This is a genomic window from Streptomyces sp. NPDC006309 (assembly GCF_040613095.1).
Classification (GTDB): Bacteria; Actinomycetota; Actinomycetes; order Streptomycetales; family Streptomycetaceae; genus Streptomyces.
The window spans coordinates 54,428-80,062 of the sequence record NZ_JBEXRO010000014.1; the positions used below are offsets into that span (position 1 = coordinate 54,428).

A 25,635-nucleotide genomic window follows, 5' to 3' on the forward strand; every position below is an offset into this window, starting at 1 on the left:
GGGTTCAGAACAGCACACTCATGAAGGCGCCGACCTCGTGGAAGCCCACGCGGTGGTACGTCCGGCGGGCCGCGGTGTTGTAGTCGTTCACGTAGAGACTGGCGACGGGGGCGATGTCGGCCAGGGCGTAGCGCAGGACCGCCGCCATGCCGGGGGCGGCCAGGTTCCTGCCCCGGTACTCGGGTGCCACCCAGACGCCCTGGATCTGGCAGGCGTGGTGGGTGGCCGCGCCGATCTCCGCCTTGAACACGACCCGCCCGCTGCCGTCGACGCGGGCGAAGGAGCGGCCGGCGCCGACCAGCTCGGCCACGCGTGCCTGGTAGAGCAGGCCGCCGTCGCCGGCCATCGGGGAGACGCCGACCTCCTCGGTGAACATCGCCACGCACGCCGGCATGATCGTCTCCATCTCGTCCTTGCGGACGCGGCGGACGTGCGGGTCGGGGGCGACGGAGGCCGGCATGCGGTCGGTGACCATCAGCGGCTGGTGGGCGCGGACCTCGCGGGCCGGGCCCCAGTGCGGCTCCAGCAGCCGCCACAGCTCGGCGGTGGCGTCGGCGGGGCCGACGATGGAGGAGCAGCGGCGGCCGGCCCGCCGGGCGCGGTCGGCGAAGGCGCGGACGGCGCGGGGGGTGGCGCAGAGGGGGACGAGGTTGGCGCCCGCGTAGCACAGGGACGTGAGCATGCCGTCCTCGTACCAGCCCCACATCTCGCCGCCGAGGCGCCAGGGGTCGAGGCCGGCGACCTGGACCCGGGAGGCCACGAAGGCGTTGGCGACCGGCTCGCGGTCGAGGACGGCGAGCGCGGCGTCCAGGTCGCTCGGTTCGAGCACCCGTGAGGTGGTCTGGGTCAACACGTGCGGGGCCTCACCCTGGCTGGGTTCTGCTGATCTCCGCACTATAGCCGCGCCGCTTGTGCGGTGCGGCTCCCGGCCGGTGGCCCGCGGCCGGCCGGTATCAGCCCGTCACGGACACCGACGGTTCGCCGGAGGCGGTGCCGTCGGCCTCCATCTCGGCGGCCAGCTTCATGGCCTCCTCGATGAGGGTTTCCACGATCTTGGACTCGGGGACGGTCTTGATGACCTCGCCCTTGACGAAGATCTGGCCCTTGCCGTTGCCGGAGGCGACGCCGAGGTCGGCCTCGCGGGCCTCGCCGGGGCCGTTGACGACGCAGCCCATGACGGCGACGCGCAGCGGGACCTCCATGCCGGTGAGGCCGGCGGTGACCTCTTCGGCGAGCTTGTACACATCGACCTGGGCGCGGCCGCAGGACGGGCAGGAGACGATCTCCAGGCCGCGCTGGCGCAGGTTCAGCGACTCCAGGATCTGGATGCCGACCTTGACCTCCTCGACGGGCGGCGCTGAGAGGGAGACGCGGATGGTGTCGCCGATGCCCTGGGAGAGGAGGGCACCGAAGGCCACGGCCGACTTGATGGTGCCCTGGAAGGCGGGGCCGGCCTCGGTGACGCCGAGGTGGAGGGGGTAGTCGCACTGCTCGGCGAGCTGGCGGTACGCCTCGATCATGACGACCGGGTCGTTGTGCTTGACGGAGATCTTGATGTCGCGGAAGCCGTGCTCCTCGAAGAGGGACGCCTCCCACAGGGCCGACTCGACCAGGGCCTCGGGGGTCGCCTTGCCGTACTTCTGGAGCAGGCGGCGGTCGAGGGAGCCGGCGTTGACCCCGATGCGGATCGGGGTGCCGTGCTCCGTGGCGGCCTTGGCGATCTCCTTGACCTTGTCGTCGAACTGCTTGATGTTGCCCGGGTTGACGCGGACGGCGGCGCAGCCCGCCTCGATGGCGGCGAAGACGTACTTGGGCTGGAAGTGGATGTCCGCGATGACCGGGATCTGCGACTTGCGGGCGATGGTCGCGAGGGCGTCGGCGTCGTCCTGGGTGGGGCAGGCGACGCGGACGATCTGGCAGCCGGACGCGGTCAGTTCGGCGATCTGCTGGAGGGTGGCGCCGATGTCGGACGTACGCGTCGTGGTCATCGACTGGACCGATACGGGTGCGTCTCCGCCGACCGCCACGCTTCCGACCTGGATCTGCCGGCTCCTGCGGCGTTCGGCGAGCTTGGTCGGAACGGACGGCATGCCGAGAGAAATCGCAGTCATCTGCTGTGCAACCCCAAGTCGTGGATCAAGGTCCGGTCCCGTGAACCGCGGGTCCCGGGCTTCGAGATTACGGCACCGGCCCGGGCGCGGGCACATCCCACCCGGCAATGGCACCCGTTCGGGGCGGCCCGGGAACGGTCGTGTCCCGGGCCGCCCCCGAAGGCCGCCCGGCTAGGTGATCTTCACCGGGTTGACCACGTCGGCGATGAGGACCAGGACGGTGAAGCAGACGAAGATCCCGGCCACCACGTACGCCACCGGCATCAGCTTGGCGACGTCGAACGGGCCGGGGTCGGGCCGGCGCAGCACCCGGGCCAGGTTGCGCCGCAGCGACTCCCACAGGGCGCCCGCGATGTGCCCGCCGTCGAGCGGGAGCAGCGGGAGCATGTTGAACAGGAACAGGGAGAGGTTGAAGCCGGCGAGCACGAACACGAACATGGCCAGCTGCTGCGAGGCGGGGATGTCCAGGGTGGCGATCTCGCCGGTGACCCGGGCCGCGCCGACGATGCCCATCGGGGAGTCCGGTTCGCGCGGGCCGTCGCCGAAGGCCGCGTCCCACAGGGCCGGGATCTTGCCGGGCAGGGCGACGAGGGAGTCGACGGCGTCGCCGACCCGGTCGCCCATCCAGGTCACGGACTCGCCGAAGTCCTGCTTGACGACGCCGGTCGCGGAGCCGAAGCCGAGGAAGCCGGCCTTGACGTAGCCGTCGACGTAGTTGCCGGCGGCGTCCTTCCTGGCGACCCGGTTCTCGGTGATCTTCGCGTGCAGGGTCAGGCGCTGCCCCTTGCGGTCGACGACGATCGCGACGTCCTTGCCGGCGCTGTCCCGGATGAGGTCCGAGAGCGTGTTCCAGTCCTTGGTGGGCACGCCGCCGAAGGAGATGATCCTGTCGCCCGCCTTCATGCCGGCCCGCGCCGCCGGGGACTCGGGGTCGGACTTCTTGCAGGTGTCGCGGTGCTGGCTCTGTTCGATGACGCAGGCCGAGACGGAGGCGACGGTGGTGGTCTGCTGCTGGATGCCGAAGCCCATCAGCACCGTGAGGAACAGGGCGATCGCGAGCACCAGGTTCATGAAGGGGCCCGCGAACATGACGATGACGCGCTTCCACGGCCTGCGCGTGTAGAACATGCGCGTCTCGTCACCCGGCTGGAGTTCCTCGAAGGCCGCCGAGCGGGCGTCCTCGATCATGCCCCGCCACGGCGAGGTGGAGCGGGCGGAGACCCGGCCCTGGCCGTCGGGCGGGAACATGCCGATCATGCGGATGTAGCCGCCGAGCGGGACGGCCTTGATGCCGTACTCGGTGTCGCCCTTCTTGCGCGACCAGATGGTGGGGCCGAACCCCACCATGTACTGCGGGACGCGGATGCCGAAGAGCTTGGCCGTGGACAGGTGCCCCAGCTCGTGCCAGGCGATCGAGACGAGCAGGCCGACGGCGAAGACCACTATGCCGAGGATGAACATCAAGGTCGTCATGCACGCGCCTCCGCGGTCGCCGTCGTGGCTGTGAGTTCGCGGGCCCGGGCCCGCGCCCAGGTCTCCGCTTCGAGGACGTCCGACACGGTGAGCGAGGTTCCCGCGAGCGGGGTGCCGTGCTCCTCGACCACCCGCGTCACGGTCTCCATGATGCCGTTGAAGGGCAGCGCGCCGTCCAGGAAGGCGGCGACGCACTCCTCGTTGGCGGCATTGAACACCGCCGGGGCGGTGCCCGCGAGCCGCCCCACGTGCCGGGCGAGGTCCACCGAGGGGAAGGCCTCGTTGTCCAGGGGGAAGAACTCCCAGGTGGAGGCCTCGCTCCAGGAGAAGGCGGGGGCCGCGTCGGGAACGCGTTCGGGCCAGCCCAGGCCGATGGCGATCGGCCCGCGCATGTCGGGGGGCGTCGCCTGGGCGATCGTGGATCCATCGGTGAACTCGACCATCGAGTGGACATACGACTGCGGGTGCACGACGACCTCAATGCGGTCGAAGGAAATGTCGTACAGCAGGTGCGCCTCGATGACCTCCAGCCCCTTGTTGACGAGGGTCGCGGAGTTGACCGTGATCACCGGGCCCATCGCCCAGGTGGGGTGGGCGAGGGCGTCCGCCACGGTGACGTGCGCCAGGTCCGCCCTGCTCCGGCCGCGGAAGGGGCCGCCGGACGCGGTGACGACGAGCTTGCGGACGTCGGCGCGGGTGCCGGCGGCGAGGGCCTGGAAGAGGGCCGCGTGCTCGGAGTCGACCGGGATGATCTGGCCCGGCTCGGCGAGCGCCCTGACCAGCGGGCCGCCGACGATCAGCGACTCCTTGTTGGCGAGCGCCAGGGTGCGGCCCGCCTCCAGGGCGGCGAGGGTGGGGGCGAGGCCGATGGAGCCGGTGATGCCGTTCAGCACGGTGTGGCAGTCGGAGGCGGCGAGCAGGGTGGCCGCGTCGGCACCGGCGAGGATCTCGGGCAGCGGCTCCGCGGCGCCGTACTCGGCGGCGAGCGCCTCGCGCAGCGCGGGTACGACGTCCTCGCGGGCGACCGCCACGGTCCGTACCCGCAGCCGGTGCGCCTGCTCGGCGAGGAGGGCGATCCGGCCGCCGTTCGCGGACAGGCCGGTGACCCGGAAGCGGTCGGGGTTGCGCAGCACGAGGTCGATGGCCTGGGTGCCGATGGATCCGGTGGAACCGAGGATCACCACGTCCTTGGGGCCGTCCCCGGTGACGGGGTCGTACACGAGGTGCGGGTCGGCGAGGGGCGCCGGATGGGCGGGACTGTCGGTCATCCCCCCATTGTGGCCGCAAGCCGAGCCGCGCCGGGCAGGGCGTCCCTCGCACGGGTGTCACGGCGGCCCGCGCGGCCGGCGGGAGGGGGTTCTCCGAAAGTGAAGTCCTGGTGAAGATCGTGTGATAACACTTCAGTTCACACTGTTTCGCGGACGACATCCTGGGGGGATCTCCATGCGTACTGCGCACCTGCGCGCCGCCCTGCCCGCCTTCGCCGGGGCCGCCGTGCTCACCGGCACCCTGCTCAGCACCCCGGCCGAGGCCGCCGGGGGCGTGCGGATCCATCACGTCTGGTTCGACAGCCCGGGCTCGGACAACCGCTCCAACAAGAGCCTGAACGCCGAGTGGGTGCAGCTGAAGAACACCAGCGGATCCGCGGTCTCCCTCAAGGGCTGGGTCCTGAAGGACGCCTCGAACCACAGGTACGTCTTCCCGAGCGTCAGAATCGGCGCCGGGAAGTACCTGAAGGTCCACACGGGCAGCGGCTCGGACACCGCGTCGGACAAGTACCAGGACCGCCGCGCCTACGTCTGGAACAACGACAAGGACACGGCCACGCTGACCAGGGCGAGCGGCACCAGGGTCGACTCCTGCTCCTGGACGACGCGGGACCCGAGCGACACGTACTGCTAGCTGCCGTACGGCCTCCGCATGCTCTCGTGACGGCTCTCGCCCGGACTGGCGTCGGCGATCCACGGGCCGTCACCCGAGGGGTCGAGGATGCCCTCCTCCAGCCACTCGTACGCTCCGCCGAGGACCTGCTTGACCACCTTGCGGTCCAGGTCGTCGGTGTTGGTCCACAGCCGGGTGAAGAGTTCGTCCACCCGGATGCGGGCCTGGCGGCAGAAGGCGTCGGCGAGCTGGTAGGCCTCGCGGCCGTGCTCGCCCCGCGTGCGCAGCCGCTCGGCCCGGACACAGGCCGCGCTCATCGCGAACAGCTCCGCGCCGATGTCCACGATCCGGCCGAGGAAGCCCTGCTTGGTCTCCATCCGGCCCTGCCAGCGCGCCATGGCGTAGAAGGTGGAGCGGGCCAGTTTGCGGGCCGTGCGCTCGACGTACCTCAGGTGCCCGGAGAGGTCGATGCCGTGCCGGAAGTCGCCGTACGACGTGGGCAGTTGGCCGGGGCCGGCGACCAGTTTCGGCAGCCACCCGGCGTAGAAGACGCCCGCGCTCGCGCCCGCCCTCGCCTTGGCGGACAGGGACTTGTCGGGGTCGATGAGGTCACCGGCGACCGAGAGGTGCGCGTCGACGGCCTCCCTCGCGATCAGCAGGTGCATGATCTCCGTCGAGCCCTCGAAGATGCGGTTGATGCGCAGGTCGCGCAGGATCTGCTCGGCCGGGACGGCGCGCTCGCCCCGCGCGCGCAGCGACTCGGCCGTCTCGTAGCCCCGGCCGCCGCGGATCTGGACCAGTTCGTCGGCCATCGTCCAGGCCATCTCGGAGCCGTAGAGCTTGGCGAGGGCGGCCTCGATGCGGATGTCGTTGCGGTCCTCGTCGGCCATCTGCGACGACAGGTCGAGGACGGCTTCGAGGGCGAACGTGGTGGCCGCGATGAAGCTGATCTTGGAGCCGACGGCTTCGTGCAGCGCGACCGGCTTGCCCCACTGCTCGCGCTCCGCCGCCCATTGCCGGGCGATCTTCAGGCACCACTTCCCGGCGCCCGCGCACATGGCGGGCAGCGAGAGCCGGCCGGTGTTGAGGGTGGTGAGGGCGATCTTGAGTCCCGCGCCCTCGGGGCCGATGCGGTGGGCGGCGGGGACTCGGACCCGGTGGAAGCGGGTGACGCCGTTCTCGATGCCGCGCAGACCCATGAAGGCGTTGCGGTTCTCCACGGTGATGCCCTCGGACGCGGCCTCCACGACGAACGCGGTGATGCCGCCCTTGTGGCCCTCGGACCTCGGCACGCGCGCCATGACCACGAGCAGGTCGGCGACCACCCCGTTGGTGGTCCACAGCTTCACCCCGTCGAGGACGTAGTCGTCGCCGTCCGGCACGGCCGTGGTGGCGAGCCGGGCCGGGTCCGAGCCGACGTCCGGCTCGGTGAGCAGGAAGGCGGAGATGTCGGTGCGCGCGCAGCGGGGCAGGAAGGCGTCCTTCTGCTCCTGGGTGCCGAACATCTTCACCGGCTGGGGTACGCCGATCGACTGGTGGGCGGAGAGGAGCGCGCCGACGGCGGGGCTGACGGAGCCGACCAGGGCGAGGGCCTTGTTGTAGTAGAGCTGGCTGAGGCCGAGACCGCCGTAGCGGGAGTCGATCTTCATGCCGAGGGCGCCGAGTTCCTTCAGGCCGGCCACGACCTCGTCGGGGATGCGGGCCTCGCGCTCGATGCGGGCGGGGTCGATGCCCGACTCGCAGAAGGCGCGCAGCTTCGCCAGGAACTCCTCGCCGCGCCGCACGGACTCGTCGGCGGGGAGCGGGTGGGGGTGGATGAGGTCGAGCCGGAAGCGTCCGAGGAAGAGTTCCTTGGCGAAGCTGGGCTTGCGCCAGTCCTGTTCCCGGGCGGCCTCCGCCACCTGTCGGGCCTCGCGCTCGGTGACGGTGGTGCGTGGGGTGGAGGGGGCGGACATGGAGGCTCACCTCGCCGCGAAAAGGGATGAGGGGGATGGTTCACGACCGATCGGTGCTACTGGATCGTTGGTACCCGAAACGCACCGGCCCCACCACCCCTCGCGCGTCCGAACGGCCGAAAGGCCCGCCGATGGCCACGGGGGGTGGGGCGGGGAAACTACGGGAGACTACGGGGGGCAGCCGGAAGGCCTCCGGAAAGTTGTCGAAGCGCTTCGACTGCCTCTGGACACCCCACCCCGGCTGGAGCTAGTGTCCTTCTCATCCTCACTCGTCGTATCGGCAGCGCGCGCTGTCGAAGCGCTTCACCAGGTTGGGAGAGCTGGATGGTCACCCTCGCCGAGGTCGCCCAGCACGCCGGAGTATCGGCGAGCACGGTGAGCTATGTCCTCAGCGGCAAGCGGTCCATCTCCACCACCACCCGGCATCGGGTCGAGCAGAGCATCCGGGAACTGGGGTACCACCCGAACGCGGGCGCCCGCGCCCTGGCGAGCAGCCGTTCCAACATCATCGCCCTGATGATCCCGCTGCGCACCGACATGTACGTGCCGGTGATGATGGAGATCGCCATCGCGGTGGCCACCACGGCCCGCACCCACGGGTACGACGTCCTGCTGCTCACCGGTGAGGAGGGGCCCGACGCGGTGCGCCGGGTGACCGGCAGCGGGCTCGCCGACGCCATGATCCTGATGGACGTGGAGCTGGACGACGAGCGGCTGCCGCTGCTGCGGGGAACCGACCAGCCGTCGGTGCTGATCGGTCTGCCCGCCGACACCACCGGTCTGACCTGCGTGGACCTCGACTGGAGCGCGACGGGCGCGCTCTGTGTGGAGCACCTGGCCGGGCTCGGCCACTGTGACATCGCAGTCATCGGCGAGGCCCCGGCGGTCTACGAACGGCACACCGGCTTCGCCGAGCGCACGCTCGACGGGCTGCGCTCCCGGGCCCGGGAGACGGGGATGCGCGTACTGCACCGGCCCTGCGAGGGCGGCTACGACGCGATGGCCCTCACACTGGCCCGGATCTTCGACGAGCGGCCGCGGACGACCGGGTTCGTGGTGCAGAACGAGTCGGCGGTGGAACCGCTGCTCGCGCTGCTGCGCCAGCAGGGCCGGGCCGTGCCCGAGGACGTGTCCGTGGTCGCGGTCTGCCCGGAACAGGTCGCCGTCCAGGCCTCGGTGCGGCTGACCTCGGTCGCCGTGCCCGCCCAGGAGCTGGGCCGGCACGCCGTGGAACACCTGGTCGCCAAGCTGGAGGGGCGGGGCGGCGACGAGGTCGAGCTGCTCGCGCCCGAGCTGACGGTACGGGCGAGTTCGGGACCGGCGCCCGCGGTGTCCTGACCCACCGGGTCCTGACCCACCGGGTCCCGGCCGACCGTCCCCGACCGTGTCCGGACCCGCCGAGTCCGACCCAACCCCTTGTGCCCGACGAGTCCTGACTCCGGCCCACCGTCTTCTGCCCGACCGAGTCCTGACCCGCCGAGTCCGACCCACCGCCTTGTGCCCGACCGAGTCCTGACCCGCCGAGTCCGGCCCACCGTCTTCTGCCCCGCTGTCCCGACCCACCGCGTCCCCGCCCGCCGACTTCCCGCCTACCGCTCCCCGGCCCGCCGTCTCCTCCCGGCGTGTCCCGACCCACCGTTTTCCGGCCCGCCGTCGTCCGCCCCACCGGGGCCCGGTCCACCGCCCCGCCGGCGGTACGTCCGGGTGCGCCGGGTCCGCTTCCCCCCGCGCCGGCGGGACGCGCCCGCCTGTCCCGTACCTGTCCGCACGCCTCTCCTCGGGAGCCGCCGTGAACCAGCCTGCCGTCGCGCAGAGCGCGATCAGCCTCGCCCAGTCCTCCCCCACCGTCGGCACGCTCCGGGAACGGGACGGGGCGCTGGAGTGGAGCGGCCGTCAGGAGACGGTGCGGATCGAGCCGTGGGGTCCGGACGCGGTCCGGGTGCGGGCCCGGCTCGGCGGTCCGGTGCTCCAGGGGCTGCCCGGGGCGCTTCTCGAACCGCCGCCCGCCCGGGACGGCACGGTCGTCACCGGTGACGGCGTGGGACGGCTGACCGTCGGCGCCCTCACCGTCGAGGTGTCCGCCGAGGGCCTGATCCGTTTCCTGCGCACCGACGACCGTACCGAGCTGCTCGCCGAGGAGCGCGCCCACTTCTGGTGGCCGGGCCCCCGCCTGTACACGCCGGCCGGCAACGGCCACCACCGGCTGGAGCAGCGGTTCGCCGCCTACGAGGGCGAGAAGCTGTACGGCCTGGGCCAGCACCAGCACGGCCGCCTCGACCAGAAGGGCCTGGTGCTGGACCTGGTGCAGCGCAACGCCGAGGTCAGCGTGCCGGTGCTGGTCTCCAGCCGTGGCTACACCCTGCTGTGGAACAACCCGGCGATCGGCCGGGTGGAGCTGGCAGGCAACGGCACCCGGTGGGTGGCGGACTCCGCCCGGCAGATCGACTACTGGATCACGGCGGGCACGCCGGCCGACGGACAGCGCGCCTACACCGCGGTGACCGGGCGTTCGCCGATGCTGCCCGAGTGGGCGGCGGGCTTCTGGCAGTGCAAACTGCGCTACCGCACACAGGACGAACTCCTCGCCGTGGCCCGGGAGTACAAGCGCCGTGGGCTGCCCCTCGCGGCGATCGTCTGCGACTTCTTCCACTGGACGCACCTGGGCGAGTGGAAGTTCGACCCGAAGGAGTGGCCCGACCCGGCGGCGATGGTGCGGGAGCTGGACGAACTCGGCGTCAAGCTGGTCGTCTCCGTCTGGCCGTCGGTGTCCCCGCTGTCGGAGAACCACCAGCTGATGGAGCAGCGCGGCCACTTCATCGGCACGCAGTACGGGCCGCTCGCGCACGCCGACTGGCCGGACAAGGGCGTCGACTCCACCGTCCAGGTCGCGTTCTACGACGCCACGAATCCCGGGGCCCGGGAGTTCGTGTGGTCGCGCGTCCGTGACAACTACCTGATCCCGTACGGCATCACCGCCTTCTGGCTGGACGCGTGCGAGCCCGAGCTGAAGCCCGGCTTCCAGGAGAATCTGCGGTACTGGGCGGGCCCGGGTCTGGAGGTCGGCAACCTCTATCCGGCCGAGAACGCCCGCACCTTCCACGAGGGCCTGCGCGCGACCGGCGAGCAGGAGGTCATCACCCTCAACCGCTCGGCGTGGGCGGGCAGTCAGCGCTACGGCGCCGCGCTGTGGTCCGGAGACATCGGCACGGACTTCGCGACCCTGCGCCGGCAGATAGCGGCCGGGCTGAACACCGCCCTGTCCGGCATCCCGTGGTGGAACACCGACATCGGCGGCTTCCACGGCGGCGACCCGGACGACCCGGCGTACCGGGAGGTGCTGGTCCGCTGGTTCCAGTTCGGCGCGCTGTCCCCGCTGATGCGGCTGCACGGTTTCCGGGACCCGGGCATGCCGCTGGGCCCGGAGATGACGGGCGGCCCGAACGAGGTGTGGTCCTACGGCGAGGAGGCCGGCGCGATCCTGGAGCGCTTCCTGCGGCTGCGCGAGCGGCTGAGGCCGTACATCCTGACGGTCATGCGGGAGGCGCACGAGGAGGGCCTGCCGGTGATGCGCCCGCTGTTCCTCGAGTTCCCGGCGGACCAGGCGGCCTGGGGGGTGGACGACGCCTACCTCTTCGGCCGGGACCTGCTCGTCGCCCCGGTGCTGACGGCGGGGGCGACGGCCCGGACGTCGTACCTCCCGGCGGGCGCGCGCTGGACGGACGCGTGGACCGGTGTGACGTACGAGGGTGGTGCGGCCGTGACGGTGGACGCGCCACTGGACCGGATCCCGCTGTTCCTGCGGGACGGGGCGCGGCTGCCGGTGGCGGAGTAGGACAGCAAGGGGCCGGCCCCTGGGGAGGGAGCCGGCCCCGACGGCTCAGCTGCTGCTGACGCTGAGGCTGTTGGTGGTGAAGTCCAGTCCGCCGGAGGAGGACGTGATCTCGTAGCCGAACTGGACGTCGCCGATGGTCACGTCGCCGAACCAGCCCTTGGTGTCCTTGATCCACTTCAGGATCGGCAGGATGTTGACCGTGCCGGATCCGGAGTTGGAGCTGCGGACGAAGGAGAACACCGCGTTGGCGCCGTTGTCGCCCTTGTAGACGGTCCAGGTGGAGCCGCCGAGGGTGACCGTGCCCTGCGAGGTGCCGAGCGGGCCGACCGCGCCGGTCTTGTTGACCCAGAGCATGATCTCGTAGTGGTAGGCCGTGTCCCAGATGTCGTACGACGTGTTGTACGCGCCGGACGACGGGACGGTGACGTTGTAGCTGCTGGTGAGGGAGGTCAGGGAGCCGATCGGCTTGTTGATGACCTTCTTGGCGTTGGGGTAGGACTTGATGCCGCCGGTGTTCGGGTGGTTCGCCCGGACGCCCCAGTTGGTGCCGGAGTTGGCCCAGATGCACTGGCTGCCGGCGCCGGAGCCCCAGATGTCGTTGTAGAGGGTGTAGCCGTTCAGGGTGGTGCTGCCCCACTGGTCGCAGGAGTTCCAGACGGCGGCGGAGGCGGGTGCCGAGGCGAGGCCGACGGTGGCGCCGAGGGCGAGCGCGGGGGCGATCAGGGCCTTGGCGACCCTGGTCAGTGTGCTTGTTGCCATGGTGTCCCTTCCATGGGTGGGGGAGGTGGGGGAGGTGGTGCTGATCGCCGCGTCCTCAGGGTGAGGACGCGTTCTTCTCCGGCGACCAGGTCGAGCGGCTCGGCGCCGGAGGAAGTCCGCAGTTCGATGCGGTGGGTGCGGTGGGGCCGCAGGACGGCTCGGGCACCGTCGGGGCTCCAGCCGAGGTCGAGTTCCGCGCCGAACCGGGTGCGTATGCCGCGCAGTTCGCCGCCGGGGCAGGTGTCCGGTACGGCGGGCAGCAGGACCAGCCGGTGGGGGGTGGACTGGACGAGCATCTCGATCAGCACGCCGGGCAGGGTGTGCGCGGCGTCCGCGTTGTAGACGTCGCGGTGCGGGTAGTGGGCGCTCATCAGGGAGGCGTGGAAGAAGTCGCCGTCCAGAACCCGGCGCAGGGCCCCGGCGGCCCGGACGGTGTCCCCGAGCCGGGCGGCGATCAGGGCGCGGTGCAGGTGCCCGTGGGCGGAGTCGTTCCCGGTGCCGCGCAGGGCGAGCGCACGGTGGGCGGCGGCGGCCAGGCGCGGGGTGTCGTACGGGGTGATCTCCTCCAGCGGCCAGACGCCGTACAGGTGGCTGAGGTGGCGGTGGTCGTACGTGTCGTCGAGCCCCGGCCAGGCCCATTCGGCGAGGGCGCCGTCGGCGTTGATCCGGTGCGGGGGCAGCCGGTCCGCCAGCGCCCGCCAAGCGGCGGCGCGTCGGGGGTGGTAGCGGGCGGCGGTGCGCAGGGTGTGCCGGGCGGCGGAGAGGTCCATGGCCGCGTTGACCGTGCCGCAACCGCCGTTCGCGGGGCGGTTCTCGGGCGAGTAGGAGGGCACGACGACGAGATGGCCGTCGGCGTCGGTGCGGGTGAGGAAGTCCTCGTAGAAGACGGCCGCCTCGGCGAGGGCGGCGGCGGTGCGCGGATCTTGGGCGCCGTGGATCTCGTCGTGGTCGACCAGCGGTTTGAGCAGCCAGTCCGCGCCGGCGGTCCACAGGTGCAGCGGGTAGTCGCGGCTGAAGTGGTACGTCAGCCCGGACTCGCCGTCGGTGTGCGAGGGCGCGACCGCGCCCCGGGCGCCGAAGACGGCACGCGCGTTGGCCCGCCAGTCCGGCAGCTGCCGCTCGACCAGCGCGGCCAGGGATTCGGTGACCTCGGGCAGGGCGGCGGCGGGTGCGGCGGCGGTCTGGAGGTTGAGGTTGGCGTTCGTGGTGAACGCCCCCGACCAGGCGGTGTCCCAGTCCCCCGTCCACAGTCCGGTGAGCCGGGGCGGGAGCAGGCCGCTGGCGGAGAGCAGGTGGTAGCGGCCGGCCGCGAAGAGCCTCTCCAGCAGGGCCGGGCTGTGCGGGCGCCGCAGCAGCTCGGAGCCGGGCAGGGCACGCTCGGCCGGGTCGGCGCCGAGATCGAGGGTGACCCGCAGGTAGGCCGTGCGGTGCCGGACCAGGTGGCGGGCGAGCAGACTGTCGTACGGCCGCTCGGTGCCGTCCAGCAGGTCCTGGAGCCCGCGGGCCTCGGCGACGACGTCCGCCTCGCCGGTGTGCCGGCGCACCCGGGTGAGCAGCAGCACCGAGCGGGCGCCGGTGACGCGGACGCCCGGCGGGACGAGTTCGGTACGGCCGCCGAGGGCGGCGACGAGGGTCACGCCGGTGTAGGCGCGGTCGCTGTCCGGGTAGCGGGCGCGCAGGCTGAGCAGGGCGCCCTCGGGGGTGAGCAGGGTGCCCTGGCCGACCCGCAGTCCCGTGGGGGCGCCCGGCAGCCGGTGGTCGAGGCAGACCTCGAGATCGCCGGCGGTGACCTCGTGCACGATGACGTCGTCGGCGCGGGAGACGAAGACGCGGCTGCCGGTGCCGGCGCGGACCGCGGTGGCCTCGCCGGTGGTGAAGTCGACGGCGCGGTGGTGGCCGTCGGGTCCGCTGCCCGCCGGTCTGCTCAGCCGTATCCGGAAGGCCGGATGGAAGGGCTGCACCCACTGCAACGGCCGGCCGTCGGTGAAGCCGTCGGCCGCGGTGAGGTCACCGGCGAGCAACCTGTCCTGTACGGAGTGGAGTCGGGCGGCGAGCCGCGGCGGTCGGGCGTGCTCGGCGCCGTTGGGCCGCACCAGGGTGTGATGGGTGACGACGACCCGCTCGTCGTTCGGGTCACCGGACACGAGGACGCCGTGGTGGCCGTTGCCGCTCAGGAAGGCGTCCTCCCAGCGGGCGGCCGGGGCCGGCTCCCAGGTGCCGTGGACCGGGATGTGGCTCATGGCCGCAGCACCGCCACGCCGTGGCGGCCGAGGGTGACCGCGTCCGTGACGTCCGTACCGCCGATCAGCTCGCGACGCGTTCCGGGCACCTGGACGGTGACCTGCTCCCGCCCGTGGTTGAGCAGGAACAGCAGCTCCCCGCGGCGCACCGCCTCCACCCCCGCCGGAAGCCCGTCGAGCACCGGCCGCACCCCCGCCCCGGCGGCGATGCCGGCCAGCAGGGAGCACAGCGCGTCCGGCTCGGGGAGGGTGGAGACGTACCAGGCGCGGCCCCGGCGCAGCACGGCGGGCAGCCCGTCGAGTTCTCCGCCCCGGTACGGCACGGTCTCGGCGGCGCCCGGCTCCGGTTCGATCTCCTCCGACCACAGCGTGCCGCGGAAACCTTCGCACTCCACGGTCTCCCCCGCCTCCAGCGGCCACCACTCGTGCAGGGTGCGGATGCCGAACAGCTCGCGCAGCCGGGCGTCCATGCCGCCGGTGCGGACCCGGTCGTCCTCGTCGGCGACACCGGTGAGGAAACCGCAGACGAGGGTGCCGCCACCGCGGACGTACGCGAGGAGGTTGGTGACGGCCGTGTCGGTGAGGAGGTACAACTGCGGGACGACGACGAGCCGGTAGCCGGACAGGTCGTGCTCCGGGTGGGCGAAGTCGGTGGTCAGGTGGGCCTCCCACAGGGCCCCGTGCCAGGCGGTGAGGACCTCCGGGAGGTCCACGAGCGTCGACGGCCGCCCCTCGTGCGCGCCGGCCCACCACGAGTGCCAGTCGTGCAGGACGGCGATGTCCGCGTCGATCCGGCCGCCGCTCACGTCACCCGAGATCCGCTCCAGCTCGGCCCCGAGCTGCCGGATCTCCTGGTACGTGCGCCCCTGCTCCCCCGCGTGGCCGACCATGCCGGAGTGGAACTTCTCGGCGCCCTGCCGGGACTGGCGCCACTGGAAGTAGCAGACGGCGTCGGCGCCGCGGGCGACGGCCTGGAACGACCACAAGCGGTTGAGGCCGCGCGGTTTGGGATGGTTCACGCCCCGCCAGTTGACCGGGCCGGCCGCCTGTTCCATGAGCATCCACGGCCCGCGCGCCTGCGAACGGGTGAGGTCCTGCACGAGAGCGCCGTGCTGCGCGCCCAGCGGATCACGCGGGTCTGGGTAGAGGTCGACGGAGACGACGTCCTCCTCCCCGGCCCAGCGCCAGGCGTCCTGCCCGATCCACAGCGGCATGAAGTTGGTGGTGACGGGGAGGTGCGGGGTGTACCGGCGGACGATGTCCCGTTCGGCGGTGTAGCACTCCAGGAGCATGTCGGAGGTGAACCGGCGGAAGTCCAGCACCTGGGCGGGGTTCTTCAGGTAGTGGGCGCGGCGCGGGGGCAGGATGCCGTCCCAGGTGTCGTAACCCTGGCTCCAGAAGGCGGTCCCCCAAGCGGTGTTGAGCGCGTCCAGGGTCGTGTACCGCTGCCGGAGCCAGCGGCGGAAGGCGGCGGCGGCCTCGTCGCCGTGGTCGGCGGTGCAGTACTCGTTGTTGATGTGCCACATGGTGAGGGCCGGGTGGGTGCCGTAGCGGGCGGCGAGGTCCTCGGTGATGGCGGCGGCGTACCGGCGGTAGGTGGCGCTGGAGTGCGAGAAGTGCTGCCGGCCGCCCCACCACTCGGTGTGGCCGTCGGCGTCCCGGGGCAGGGTGTCGGGGTGCAGCCGGCCCATCCAGGGCGGCGGGGAGGACGTGGGCGTGGCGAGGACGACCCCGATGCCGTTGGCGTGCAGGAGGTCCATGAGCCGGTCCAGCCAGCCGAAATCGCGTGCTCCCGGCTCCGGTTCGAGCCGGGACCAGGAGAAGACGCCGAGGGTGACGGAGTTGACCCGGGCCCGCGTCATCAGTCGGACGTCGTCCTGCCAGGTCTCCTCCGGCCACTGCTCGGGGTTGTAGTCGCCGCCGAAGAGGATGCGGCCCCGGGTGGCGTCGCTGAGGGCCGGTCTCATGCGCTCTCCCCGTACTGGATCCCGCGCCCGTTGGTGGCGAGGTAGACCCGGCCGTGGATGCGCGGGTCACCGGTGATCGCCTGCCCGGTCCAGCCCCACTGGTGGGCGTCGTCGTTGATCCGGGTCCAGGTCCTGGCCCCGTCGTCGGAGCGCAGGACGGCGGGGCCGGAGCCCGTGGCGCCGACCAGGTAGAGCGCCGGGTAGCGGGCGCCGGGCGCGGCCTTGCCGAAGCCGAGGGTGTAGGCGGCCCGGACACCGCCGACCGCGGTGAAGCTCACCCCGCCGTCGGTGGACCGGTACAGCCCGTGCTCCTTGGCGCTCAGCCACAGGTCTCCGCTGCGCCCGGGTGCCACGGCGAGCTGGAACTGGCTGTCGCCGGCGGGCAGTCCGGTGGCGCGGGCGGTGAACGTACGGCCGTGGCCGGTGCCGGCGTACAGCGTGCCGGTGGCGGTGTCGTAGGCGTAGAAGACGGCCGGGTCGGCCGGGTCGGCCACCGGGGTGGCTCCCTGCGGGAACGAGGGCACCTCAGCCCAGCCGGCACCGCCGTCGGCCGACCGGTGGGCGGGCCCGTTCGCGAGGGCCCACAGCAGCACACCGCCGTCGGCGCTGACGGCGATCGGGCCGGGGCCGTCACCGGCGTGGGCGGGCTGGGCCGGGAAGGGGGCCCAGGTGCGTCCGCCGTCCTCGGAGAAGGCGCCGTTGCCGTGGTCGCCCCACCCGGTCCGCACGACGTACGACGGTCTCGCCGCGGCCAGCGCGAGTCCGGTCGCCGTGCCGAACACGGGGTTCGTGGCCATGCCGCGCGCCGGGGATGCGGTGAGCCGCTCGTGGTACAGCACACCGATGTCGCCGTTCCCGCTGATCAGATGGGCCGCTCCGGTGGGCGGTGAGATCAGCTGCCGTACGGAGGTCTCCTCCAGGCCGCGGACGCGGGGCGCCCAGTGGACGAGGTCGCGGGTGCCGTAGACCGTGGCGCCGGTGCCGTACAGGACGTGCTCCGGGTCGTACGGGTCGACGGCGACGGCCTGGATCCACCAGCCGAACTTCGGCTCGTCCCGGCCCCAGCGGAGGTAGGGGGTCTCGGAGACGTCGAGGACGGCGGTGTCCTCGAGGGACACCCAGCTGCGGCCGCCGTCCGTGGTCCGGTACAGGGTGTCGACGGCGGACCACCGGTTGTTGGTGGAGACGACCACGGTGCCGGGACGGCGGGCGGCGACGGCGACCCCGCCGTACCCGAAGGTGTCGGTGCCGCCCGGGACGGCCGGGGTGACGTCGGTCCAGGTGCCGGTGGCGGTGTCCAGCTTGTGCACGCTGCCGGTGGTCTGGCCGTTGGGGCCCGGCGCGTCGGCGTACGTGACGTACAGCTCGCGGGTGTGGTGGTCGTGGGCGGCACGGACCGGGACCCGGGCGGAGGCACCGGCCGGCTGCCCGGGGACGGGCTCCCAGGTGGTGCCGTCCGCGGTGCGGTACAGGTTGGGCCGCGCGGAGGTGCCGTCGGCGTCGCCCCAGCCGGCGTACACGGTGCGGCCGGCGGCGACGAGGAGGGTGACGCCCTGGCCGGTGCCGGTCGGCGTGGCCGGGAATCCCGGCGCCGCCGACCAGGTGGCGCCCCGGTCCGTCGACCTGAGCAGCCCGTCGTGGCGGGTGCCGAGCCAGAGGGTGTCGCTGTCACGGGGGTCGACGAGGAGCCGTTCGCCGGTGCCCCGGCCGTCCTCGTTGGCGCCGAGCCGCGCGGGCAGACCGGTGCGGTGCCAGGTGGCGCCGCGGTCCTCGGAGCGCAGGAACGCGCCGTCGCCGGCCCAGGGCTGGGCGTACGTGCCGAGGGCGAGATACAGCCGGTCCGGGTGGGCGGGATCGACGGCCAGGGCCTCCACCCCGAGGAGGTTCCAGTCGTCCCAGCCGAGGTGGTCGGTGAGCGGGGTCCAGCGGGCGGTCTCCCGGTCCCAGCGGTAGGCGCCGCCGATGTCCGTGCGGGCGTAGGCGAGGCCGGGGACGGTGGGGTGGAAGAGGATGCCGGTGACGAATCCGGTGCCGCCGATCACCGCCGTGCGCCAGCGGTACGCCGGGTGCCGGGCCTCGGCCGCGTGTCCCTGCGTGGGCAGACCGGCGAGCGCGGCGGCCGCGGCGGTTCCGGCGAGTACGGTTCTGCGGCTCGGGTTGGGCATGGGGTACCTCACTGGACGGGGGCGGGGTGGGTGGTCCGGGGCGGGACCGCTGGTTGTGCTCGGCGGGGGCGGCTTCTCGGATGACGGAGCCGCGGTGCCCGGGGGCGCGGGCCGCGGCGGTACGGGGGCGCAGTACTTCGGGGTCGGGGAGCACGGGGTGGCGAGGGGGCCGACGCGCGGCCGGCACCGCCCGCGGCCGGGCCCCACGGCGCGGCCCGCGGCCCTACGGTGCCCCCCGCGGCGGCCCCCGGTCACCGGCGAGCCGCACCACCCGCCCCCCGGGGGGCGCCGGTCAGCCCTTCACCGCCCCCGTCAGCATCCCCTTCCTGAAGTGCTTCTGGACGAACGGCGACAGCACGGCCACCGGCAGCAGGGCCATCACCATGACCGCCATCTGTACGGCCAGCCCGGACAGTTCGCCCGTCTTGATGGCCTGCCCCAGCCCCACGGGCGCCTCCTGCTTCTGCACCAGCTGGATCATGACGTTCTGGAGCGGCATCATGTCCTGGTCGTTGAGGTACAGCGAGGCGTTGAACCAGGCGCTCCAGTACCCGACCGCGTAGAACAGCGTGATCACCGCGAGGACCGCCCGGGAGAGCGGCATCACGATCTGGAACAGGATGCGGATGTCCCCCGCCCCGTCGATGCGCGCGCTGTCGGTCAGTTCGGGCGAGATGCCCATGAAGAAACCGCGCAGGACGAGGATGTTGAAGACGCTGATCGCGCTGGGCAGGATCAGCGCGAGGTAGGTGTCGGTCAGCCCGAGGGACTGCACCAGCAGGTACGTCGGGATGAGCCCGGCGCTGAAGAACATGGTGGCCATCAGCACCATCAGGATCCACCGGTGCCCCAGCGACCCGCTGCGCGAGAGGCCGTAGGCGCACAGGACGGACACGGTCATCGAGAACGCCGTGCCGACCAGCGTGACGAGGATGCTGACGAGCGCGGCCCGGGTGACCTGGCCGCCGCTGAGCAGTTCCCGGTAGGCCACGAAGGTGATGCCCTTGGGGATCATGACCAGGCCGCCGGCCTCGTCGATGGTCCGCCGTGAGGACAGGCTGGTGACGAGGACGATCCACAGCGGGAAGAGGACGCCCAGGCAGGCGAAGGTGAGCACGAGGCTCTTGGCCGCGAGGCCCGCCCGGCCCGGCTTCTCCTCCCACACCGGGCGGGGCGGGGCGGCCCACCGGCGCGGCCTGCCCACCACCGGGTCCGCCGCCGGGTCCGCCGGTCGGCCGAGGACGGTTGTCACTTCTGGTACACCCCCTGCTCGCCCATGAGATGGGCCACCTTGTTGGCGGCGAGGACCAGGCCGATGCTGACCACGCCCTTGACGAGACCGGCGGCGGCCGCGTAACCGAAGTCCTGGTTGCGGACGCCGTTCCACCACACGAAGGTGTCCAGGACCTCCGAGGCTCCCGGTCCGACGGCGTCGCGCTGGAGCAGGATCTGTTCGAAGCCGACGGTCAGCGCGTCACCGACGCGCAGCACCAGCAGCAGCGCGATCACCGGGCGCAGCGCGGGCAGCGTGACGTGCCACATGCGGCGCCAGCGGCCGGCGCCGTCCATCGCGGCGGCCTCGTACAGGTCGGGGCTGACGGAGGCCAGCGCGGCGAGGAAGACGATGATCCCCCAGCCGGCGTCCTTCCACACGCTCTGCGCGGTGACGAGGAACTTGAAGGTGTCGGGGTCGGTCATGACGTCGAGGCCGTCGAAGCCGTGCTGCCGCATCAGCTGGGAGAACAGTCCTGCGCCGCCCATGAGTTGCTGGAACACGGCGATGACGAGCACCCAGGAGAAGAAGTGCGGCAGGTACAGGACGGCCTGCGCGACGGCCCGGACCCGGGGCCTGACGACGCTGTTGATGAGCAGCGCGAGGAGGATCGGGATCGGGAAGTAGAGGACCAGCTGGAGGACGAACAGCACCAGCGTGTTCGACATCGCGTTCCAGAACGCGGAGTCCTGGAAGATCTGCTGGAAGTTGGCCAGGCCGACCCAGGGACTGTGCAGGATGGAGATGACGCCGTTGTCGCTGACGTAGGGGTCGTAGTCCTCGAAGGCGACGATGTTGCCGAGGATCGGCAGGTAGTTGAAGAGCAGGAGCAGGACGACGGCCGGGAGCGTCATCAGGAGCAGGACGCGGTCGCGTCCGAACCTCAGGCGCAGGCTGGGCCTCGCCGCGCGTCGTCCGTCACGGGAACCGGTGGTGTCGCCGGGCGCCGCCGGGGTGGTCGCCGTCATGTCGGCCTCGGCCCTGCTCCGAGGCACCGTGCTGTGGGACACGGACTTCTCCTTGCCTCGTGCCTCGGGTCAGCCGGCCGCCGGGCCGTTCTCGTCGAGGACCTTCTTGTACCAGTCGCGCAGCTTGTCGCCGCCCCTGCTGCGCCAGTCGGAGACGGCCTGCTGCATGTCGCCGATCTTCTTGCGGCCGCGCACGATGTCGTCCTCCAGCTGCTCGAAGTCGTTGCCGAGGCCGGTGTAGCGGCTGGGCTCGGTGATCTGCATGCCGTAGAAGGAGGACTTGGTGGTGAAGGCGCCCATCCGCTGCTGCCACTCGACCTGGCCCCTGGCGACCTCGGGGAAGTCGGGGTGGGCGATGGTCGGGGCGGGGCCGGCGATCATGACGTAGGCGTTGAGCACGTCGATGTTGCCCTGGTCGGTCTTGGTGGGGACGCCCTTCTTGACGGTGTAGTGGGTGCCCTCGACGCCGTAGTTGGTGAGCATGTACTCCTTGGTGCCGTACGGCGCGGCGGTGGCGTCGGCGACGGCGAGCACGTCCCGGATCACCGCTTCGGAGGCCTTCCTGTTGACGAAGGCGAAGATCCCGGCGGGCTGTTCGGCATAGAGCCGGGGGGCACCGCCGTCGTGGCCGAAGACGTCCATGCCCCAGACCTTGAACCCGGGGTTGTGGGTGGCCTGTTCGGCGGTGCGGCTCCACCACTGCGAGATGTTGTTGGCGTAGATGAGGAACTCGCCGGCCGCGAACTTGGGGCCGGGGTCGGTGGCCTGGCTCTTGCCGAGCCTGGCGTCGGGGTGCACGACGCCGGCGGCGAAGAGCTTGCGGGTCCACTCCAGCGCCTCGAGGTACTCGTCGGTCTCGATGCGGTTGACGAGCTTGCCGTCGGCCAGGTTCCAGCCGAGCGGCTTCTCGCTGCCGGAGAGCACGCCGAACATCTGGAAGGCGGTCCACTTCATGTCGAGGCAGGCCCACCGCTTGGCCTTGGCGTTGGTGATGTCCTTGGCGAGGGCCATGAACTCGTCCGCCGAGCGCGGTACCCGGTAACCCTCCTTGTCGAAGACGTCCTTGCGGTACAGGGGCACGATGCCGGTGACGTAGGGGGCGGGCTGGGGCAGGCCGCGCAGTCTGCCGCCGAAGACGGAGCGCTGCCAGGCGTCCGTCGGGATCGCGGCCAGGTTCGGGTAGTCCTTGACGGCGTCGCCGGAGAGGTAGGGGCCGAGGTCGGCGAACTTGGAGATGACGGCGCTGGGGATCTTGCCGTTCATGTTCCAGCCGGGGACGACCACCACGTCGGGCACCTCGCTGGAGGCGAGGACCGCGCCGAGCTTCTGCTCGTAGGTGTTGCCGTCCTGGTTCTGCCACCGGACGTCGACGCCGACGAGGTCGTTCATCGCCCGGTAGTAGGCGTTGTCCTGCTTGGGCGGTGAGCCCCAGAACGGCGACATGACGGTGACCTTGTTGCCCTTGCCGAGCTTCCTGGGCACGGATGTCTTCAGGTCCGCGAGGTCGAGCCTGCGGGTGAACCCGGCGGCCGAGCCGTTCTTGGCCGGGATGTCCGGCGCCACCACGTTCCCGGCCACGTACGCCGGGAGCAGTTTCCTGGCGTTCTTGCCGGCCGAGGTGCCCCCTCGGGCACCGCTGTCCGCGCTTCCGCAGGCGGTGAGCAGCGGCATCCCCCCGGCCACCGCGGCGGCGGCGACCGCGGTGGAGGCGAGGATGCCTCTCCTGCTGGGAGCGGAGGAGGCGGCGTTCGGCGTCATTGCGTCAACCCTTCGTGGCGCACCAGGACACCCGGCGGTGGCCGTCGGCTGCGGTGTCTCGAGTGGATCTGGCTGAGCGGAAGCGTTCTTCGGTGGGGCACGACAGTCGAAGCGCTTCGATGTTGCTGCGAGGTTAAGTGAACGCCTGGGGGCGCACAAGGGTCGTCGCCAAGATTCCTGCGATCTCCGGCGCCCTTGCGGGGAGTCGATTACGCCGGTGGTGCCATGGAGAAGTCGGCGGTGTTTCGCCCATGCACCTTGACACCCGGCCTTGTGCGACTGAGCATCGAAGCGCTTCGAAAGCGCCGGGCCGCTGCCGTGCCGCTCCATTCGCAAGGGGAACCACTCGTGACCGTTGACCCGCCGTCCACCCCGCCCTTCCGCGATCCGCGGCTGCCGTTCCAGAAGCGCGTCGAGGATCTGCTGGCCCGGCTCACCCGTGCGGAGAAGATCTCCTTCCTGCACCAGTTCGCGCCCGCCGTGGAGCGCCTGGGCATCGCCGCCTGGCGGACCGGCCAGGAGGCACTGCACGGCGTGGCCTGGATGGGCCCGGCGACGGTGTTCCCGCAGGCCGTCGGGCTCGGCGCGACCTGGAACCCGGACCTCGTACGGCGGGTCGGCGAGGCGGTGTCCCGGGAGATCCGGGCGATGCGCGCCCGCGACGAGCGGGTCGGCCTGAACGTCTGGGCCCCGACGGTCAACCTGCTGCGCCACCCGCTGTGGGGCCGTAACGAGGAGGGCTACGCGGAGGACCCGAAGCTGACCTCGGTCATCGCCACGGCGTACACCCGCGGCCTGCGCGGCGACCACCCCTTGTACTGGCGCACCGCGCCGGTGCTGAAGCACTGGCTGGCACACAACAACGAGCGGGACCGGGACACCTCGTCGTCCTCCGTGCGTCCGCGCGTGCTGCACGAGTACGACCTGCGCGCCTTCCGTGACACGGTCGGGGCGGGCGCGGTGGCCGGGGTGATGCCGGCCTACAACCTGGTCAACGGCCGCCCCAACCACGTCTCCCCGTACCTGCGCGAGCACCTGCGCACCTGGACCGACGAGGAGCTGCTGGTCTGCTCGGACGCGGGCGCGCCCTCCAACCTGGTCGACACCGAGCACTACTTCGACACCCACGAGGAGGCCACCGCGGCGGCCCTGCTGGCCGGCGTGGACAGCTTCACCGACCACGGCACGGACGGCACGCTGATCACCGCGCGGGTCGAAGGGGCCCTGGCGCAGGGCCTGCTGACGGAGGCGGACATCGACACCGCCGTGCGCCGCCAGCTCTCCGTCCGGTTCCGGCTCGGCGAGTTCGACCCGCTCCTCGACCCGCACGCGGGCACCGGCGCGTTCGACACCCCGGCGCACCGGGCGCTCGCGCGGGAGGCCGCCGAGCAGGCGGTCGTGCTGCTGAAGAACGACGCCGACCTGCTGCCGCTCGCCCCGGACACCCGGCTCGCGGTCGTCGGCCTGCTCGCCGACGAGTGCAAACTGGACTGGTACAGCGGCTACCTCCTGCACCGCTCCACCCCGCTGGACGGCCTGTACGAGCGGTTCGGCGCGCAGCGGGTGCGGTTCGCGGAGGGCGTGGACCGGGTCCGGCTGCGGACGGCGGCCGGCGCGTTCCTCGCCGTGCCCGTGGCGGACGCCCCCGACGAGGCGCGCGGCGCCGAGGGCGCCCTGGACCCGGCGCTGCTGTCCGGGCGCACCGACCTGCCGCCGCTCACCACCGACGCCACCGGCACCGAGTTCGCGCTGGCCGACTGGGGCGAGGGGGTGCTGACCCTGCGCGCCCCCGACGGCCGCTACCTCTCGGTCGCCGAGGACGGCTGCGTCCGGGCCTCCGCCGACCAGCCCGGCGGCTGGGTCGTCCAGGAGACGTTCCGCCTGGAACCGCACGACGGCGGTCACCTCCTCAGGCACCTCGGCACGGGTCGTCATCTCCGTGTCGCCGCCGACGGCGTGCGGGTTGCCGACACGGGTGACGTCTTCCAGGTGGTCACGGTCGAACGGGGCGAGGACGCGGTGGCGCGGGTGGCGGGCGCGGCCGACGTCGTCGTGGTGGTGGCGGGCAACGATCCGCACATCAACGGCCGCGAGACCGAGGACCGTACGACGCTGCTGCTGCCGGAGCACCAGCAGCGGCTGCTGCGCGCGGCCCGGGCGGCCAACCCGCGCACCGTGCTGGCGCTCGTGTCGGCGTACCCGTACGCGGTGGACGCCGCCTCACTGCCGGCCGTTCTGTGGACGGCGCACGGCGGCCAGGCGGCGGGCACGGCGCTGGCCCGGGTGCTGGCCGGCGACGTCTCCCCGGCCGGCCGCCTCCCCCAGACCTGGTACGCCGACGACGCCGACCTGCCCGGCCTCCTCGACTACGACGTGATCGGCGGCCGGCAGACCTACCTCTACTTCGACGGCAGCCCGCTCTTCCCCTTCGGCCACGGCCTGTCGTACGCCTCCTTCGCGTACGACGGCCTGACGGCCCGCGTGCGGGCCGGCTCGGTCCTCGTGAGCTGCACGGTCGGCAACACCGGCGACCGGCCGGCGGACGAGGTGGTCCAGCTCTACGGCCGGGCCGTGGACCCGTCGGTGCCCCGCCCGCGCCGCGAACTGCTGGCCCACCGCCGGCTCACGCTCGCCCCCGGCGAGACGGCCGAGGTCGCGTTCGAAGTCCCCCTGTCCGCGCTGGAGTTCTGGGACGTGGCCCACGGCGTCCGGCGGCTGGAGGACGGCCCGTACGAGCTGCTGGTGGGGGCGTCCAGCGAGGACGTACGGCTGCGCACGACCGTCAGCCCCGGGGGCCGGCCCGCCACTGTGCGGCCGGTGCTGGACCGGGGCCTTCCGGCCGCCGACTTCGACGAGCAGTCCGGAGCCGCGATCGTGGACCGGACGAGGACGGCGGGCGACGCGGTGACCCCGGCCCACGAACGGAGCGCCGAACTCCTCTACCGCGCCTGCGACTTCGGTGCGGGGGTGACCGAGGTGACCGCAGAGCTGGCGGGCGAGGGCACCCTGGAACTGTCCCTGGACGGCGGCCCGGTGCTCGCCGTCCTCACCCTGGACACCCCCACGGCCGGCCCGTACGCCTACACCACCCGCACCGCCGGGCTCGTCGCCGCGGGCGTCCACGACGTCCGCCTCGCGCTGCGCGGCCCCCTGCGGCTCGCGCACGTCCGTTTCCCCGGCTGAGGGGGGCGGGGAAACGGCGGACATGCGAACGGCCGCAGCCCCCGCACAGTGGGCTGCGGCCGTCCTGTTC

At 72.3% G+C, this 25,635-nt stretch carries 16 protein-coding genes; 4 read left to right on the forward strand and 12 right to left on the reverse strand.

What is annotated here, in order from left to right:
• Positions 1-4 precede the first annotated feature (4 nt).
• From ABZ117_RS19550 to dxr, 4 genes are all read right to left on the reverse strand, one after another.
• A complete protein-coding gene (locus ABZ117_RS19550; RefSeq protein WP_356822355.1) occupies positions 5-853 on the reverse strand; it encodes a GNAT family N-acetyltransferase in 849 nt (282 codons plus the stop codon).
• A 100-nt stretch (positions 854-953) separates the two neighbouring features.
• A complete protein-coding gene (gene ispG / locus ABZ117_RS19555) occupies positions 954-2,111 on the reverse strand; it encodes a flavodoxin-dependent (E)-4-hydroxy-3-methylbut-2-enyl-diphosphate synthase (RefSeq protein WP_356822357.1) in 1,158 nt (385 codons plus the stop codon).
• A 171-nt stretch (positions 2,112-2,282) separates the two neighbouring features.
• Positions 2,283-3,584 (reverse strand): site-2 protease family protein, encoded by a 1,302-nt coding sequence (locus tag ABZ117_RS19560; protein ID WP_356822359.1) that lies wholly within the window; start codon positions 3,582-3,584, stop codon positions 2,283-2,285.
• Positions 3,581-4,852, reverse strand: coding sequence for a 1-deoxy-D-xylulose-5-phosphate reductoisomerase (gene dxr / locus ABZ117_RS19565; RefSeq protein WP_356822361.1), 1,272 nt, complete (start codon positions 4,850-4,852; stop codon positions 3,581-3,583). Before dxr ends, ABZ117_RS19560 begins: the two co-directional genes overlap by 4 nt.
• Before the next feature lie 175 nt (positions 4,853-5,027).
• Here dxr and ABZ117_RS19570 point away from each other — a divergent pair, with 175 nt between their 5' ends.
• Positions 5,028-5,486 carry a lamin tail domain-containing protein gene (locus tag ABZ117_RS19570; protein ID WP_356822363.1) on the forward strand — a complete coding sequence of 153 codons (459 nt, stop codon included), beginning with the start codon at positions 5,028-5,030 and terminating at the stop codon, positions 5,484-5,486.
• Here the strand turns inward: ABZ117_RS19570 and ABZ117_RS19575 are convergent.
• Entirely contained in the window at positions 5,483-7,420 is a 1,938-nt protein-coding gene (locus ABZ117_RS19575; RefSeq protein WP_356822365.1) for an acyl-CoA dehydrogenase family protein, read from the reverse strand. The genes ABZ117_RS19570 and ABZ117_RS19575 overlap by 4 nt on opposite strands.
• A gap of 324 nt (positions 7,421-7,744) precedes the next feature.
• On the opposite strand from ABZ117_RS19575, the gene ABZ117_RS19580 reads away from it, so the two are divergent.
• Positions 7,745-8,758 (forward strand): LacI family DNA-binding transcriptional regulator, encoded by a 1,014-nt coding sequence (locus tag ABZ117_RS19580; protein ID WP_356822367.1) that lies wholly within the window; start codon positions 7,745-7,747, stop codon positions 8,756-8,758.
• Between the two features lie 451 nt (positions 8,759-9,209).
• Positions 9,210-11,252, forward strand: a complete 2,043-nt coding sequence (locus ABZ117_RS19585; protein ID WP_356822369.1) for a TIM-barrel domain-containing protein — start codon at positions 9,210-9,212, stop codon at positions 11,250-11,252.
• Positions 11,253-11,297: 45 nt separating this feature from the next.
• Here the strand turns inward: ABZ117_RS19585 and ABZ117_RS19590 are convergent, their stop codons facing one another.
• From ABZ117_RS19590 to ABZ117_RS19620, 7 genes are all read right to left on the reverse strand, one after another.
• Complete coding sequence (locus ABZ117_RS19590) at positions 11,298-12,011, reverse strand: hypothetical protein (RefSeq protein ID WP_356822371.1); 714 nt, start codon at positions 12,009-12,011, stop codon at positions 11,298-11,300.
• Entirely contained in the window at positions 11,993-14,251 is a 2,259-nt protein-coding gene (locus ABZ117_RS19595) for a glycoside hydrolase N-terminal domain-containing protein (RefSeq protein WP_356822373.1), read from the reverse strand. The genes ABZ117_RS19590 and ABZ117_RS19595 overlap by 19 nt, the downstream gene beginning before the upstream one ends.
• Positions 14,248-16,218, reverse strand: a complete 1,971-nt coding sequence (locus ABZ117_RS19600) for a beta-galactosidase (protein WP_356822375.1) — start codon at positions 16,216-16,218, stop codon at positions 14,248-14,250. Before ABZ117_RS19600 ends, ABZ117_RS19595 begins: the two co-directional genes overlap by 4 nt.
• Positions 16,215-18,383, reverse strand: coding sequence for a 1,4-beta-glucanase (locus ABZ117_RS19605; protein WP_356822377.1), 2,169 nt, complete (start codon positions 18,381-18,383; stop codon positions 16,215-16,217). The genes ABZ117_RS19600 and ABZ117_RS19605 overlap by 4 nt, the downstream gene beginning before the upstream one ends.
• A 292-nt stretch (positions 18,384-18,675) precedes the next feature.
• On the reverse strand, positions 18,676-19,635 hold the full coding sequence (locus ABZ117_RS19610) for a carbohydrate ABC transporter permease (protein WP_356822379.1): 960 nt from the start codon (positions 19,633-19,635) through the stop codon (positions 18,676-18,678).
• Positions 19,632-20,666, reverse strand: a complete 1,035-nt coding sequence (locus ABZ117_RS19615; protein ID WP_356822381.1) for an ABC transporter permease subunit — start codon at positions 20,664-20,666, stop codon at positions 19,632-19,634. The genes ABZ117_RS19610 and ABZ117_RS19615 overlap by 4 nt, the downstream gene beginning before the upstream one ends.
• Before the next feature lie 27 nt (positions 20,667-20,693).
• Positions 20,694-22,382 carry an extracellular solute-binding protein gene (locus ABZ117_RS19620; RefSeq protein ID WP_356822383.1) on the reverse strand — a complete coding sequence of 563 codons (1,689 nt, stop codon included), beginning with the start codon at positions 22,380-22,382 and terminating at the stop codon, positions 20,694-20,696.
• Positions 22,383-22,730: 348 nt separating this feature from the next.
• Here ABZ117_RS19620 and ABZ117_RS19625 point away from each other — a divergent pair, with 348 nt between their 5' ends.
• Positions 22,731-25,565 carry a glycoside hydrolase family 3 C-terminal domain-containing protein gene (locus ABZ117_RS19625; protein WP_356822385.1) on the forward strand — a complete coding sequence of 945 codons (2,835 nt, stop codon included), beginning with the start codon at positions 22,731-22,733 and terminating at the stop codon, positions 25,563-25,565.
• Positions 25,566-25,635: the final 70 nt, after the last annotated feature.

Coding starts and splice junctions, on each gene's coding strand:
- ispG (WP_356822357.1), bottom strand. CDS start 2,111: ATGACTGCGATTTCTCTCGGCATGCCGTCCGTTCCGACCAAGCTCGCC.
- ABZ117_RS19560 (WP_356822359.1), bottom strand. CDS start 3,584: ATGACGACCTTGATGTTCATCCTCGGCATAGTGGTCTTCGCCGTCGGC.
- dxr (WP_356822361.1), bottom strand. CDS start 4,852: ATGACCGACAGTCCCGCCCATCCGGCGCCCCTCGCCGACCCGCACCTC.
- ABZ117_RS19570 (WP_356822363.1), top strand. CDS start 5,028: ATGCGTACTGCGCACCTGCGCGCCGCCCTGCCCGCCTTCGCCGGGGCC.
- ABZ117_RS19575 (WP_356822365.1), bottom strand. CDS start 7,420: ATGTCCGCCCCCTCCACCCCACGCACCACCGTCACCGAGCGCGAGGCC.
- ABZ117_RS19580 (WP_356822367.1), top strand. CDS start 7,745: ATGGTCACCCTCGCCGAGGTCGCCCAGCACGCCGGAGTATCGGCGAGC.
- ABZ117_RS19590 (WP_356822371.1), bottom strand. CDS start 12,011: ATGGCAACAAGCACACTGACCAGGGTCGCCAAGGCCCTGATCGCCCCC.
- ABZ117_RS19595 (WP_356822373.1), bottom strand. CDS start 14,251: ATGAGCCACATCCCGGTCCACGGCACCTGGGAGCCGGCCCCGGCCGCC.
- ABZ117_RS19600 (WP_356822375.1), bottom strand. CDS start 16,218: ATGAGACCGGCCCTCAGCGACGCCACCCGGGGCCGCATCCTCTTCGGC.
- ABZ117_RS19605 (WP_356822377.1), bottom strand. CDS start 18,383: ATGCCCAACCCGAGCCGCAGAACCGTACTCGCCGGAACCGCCGCGGCC.
- ABZ117_RS19620 (WP_356822383.1), bottom strand. CDS start 22,382: ATGACGCCGAACGCCGCCTCCTCCGCTCCCAGCAGGAGAGGCATCCTC.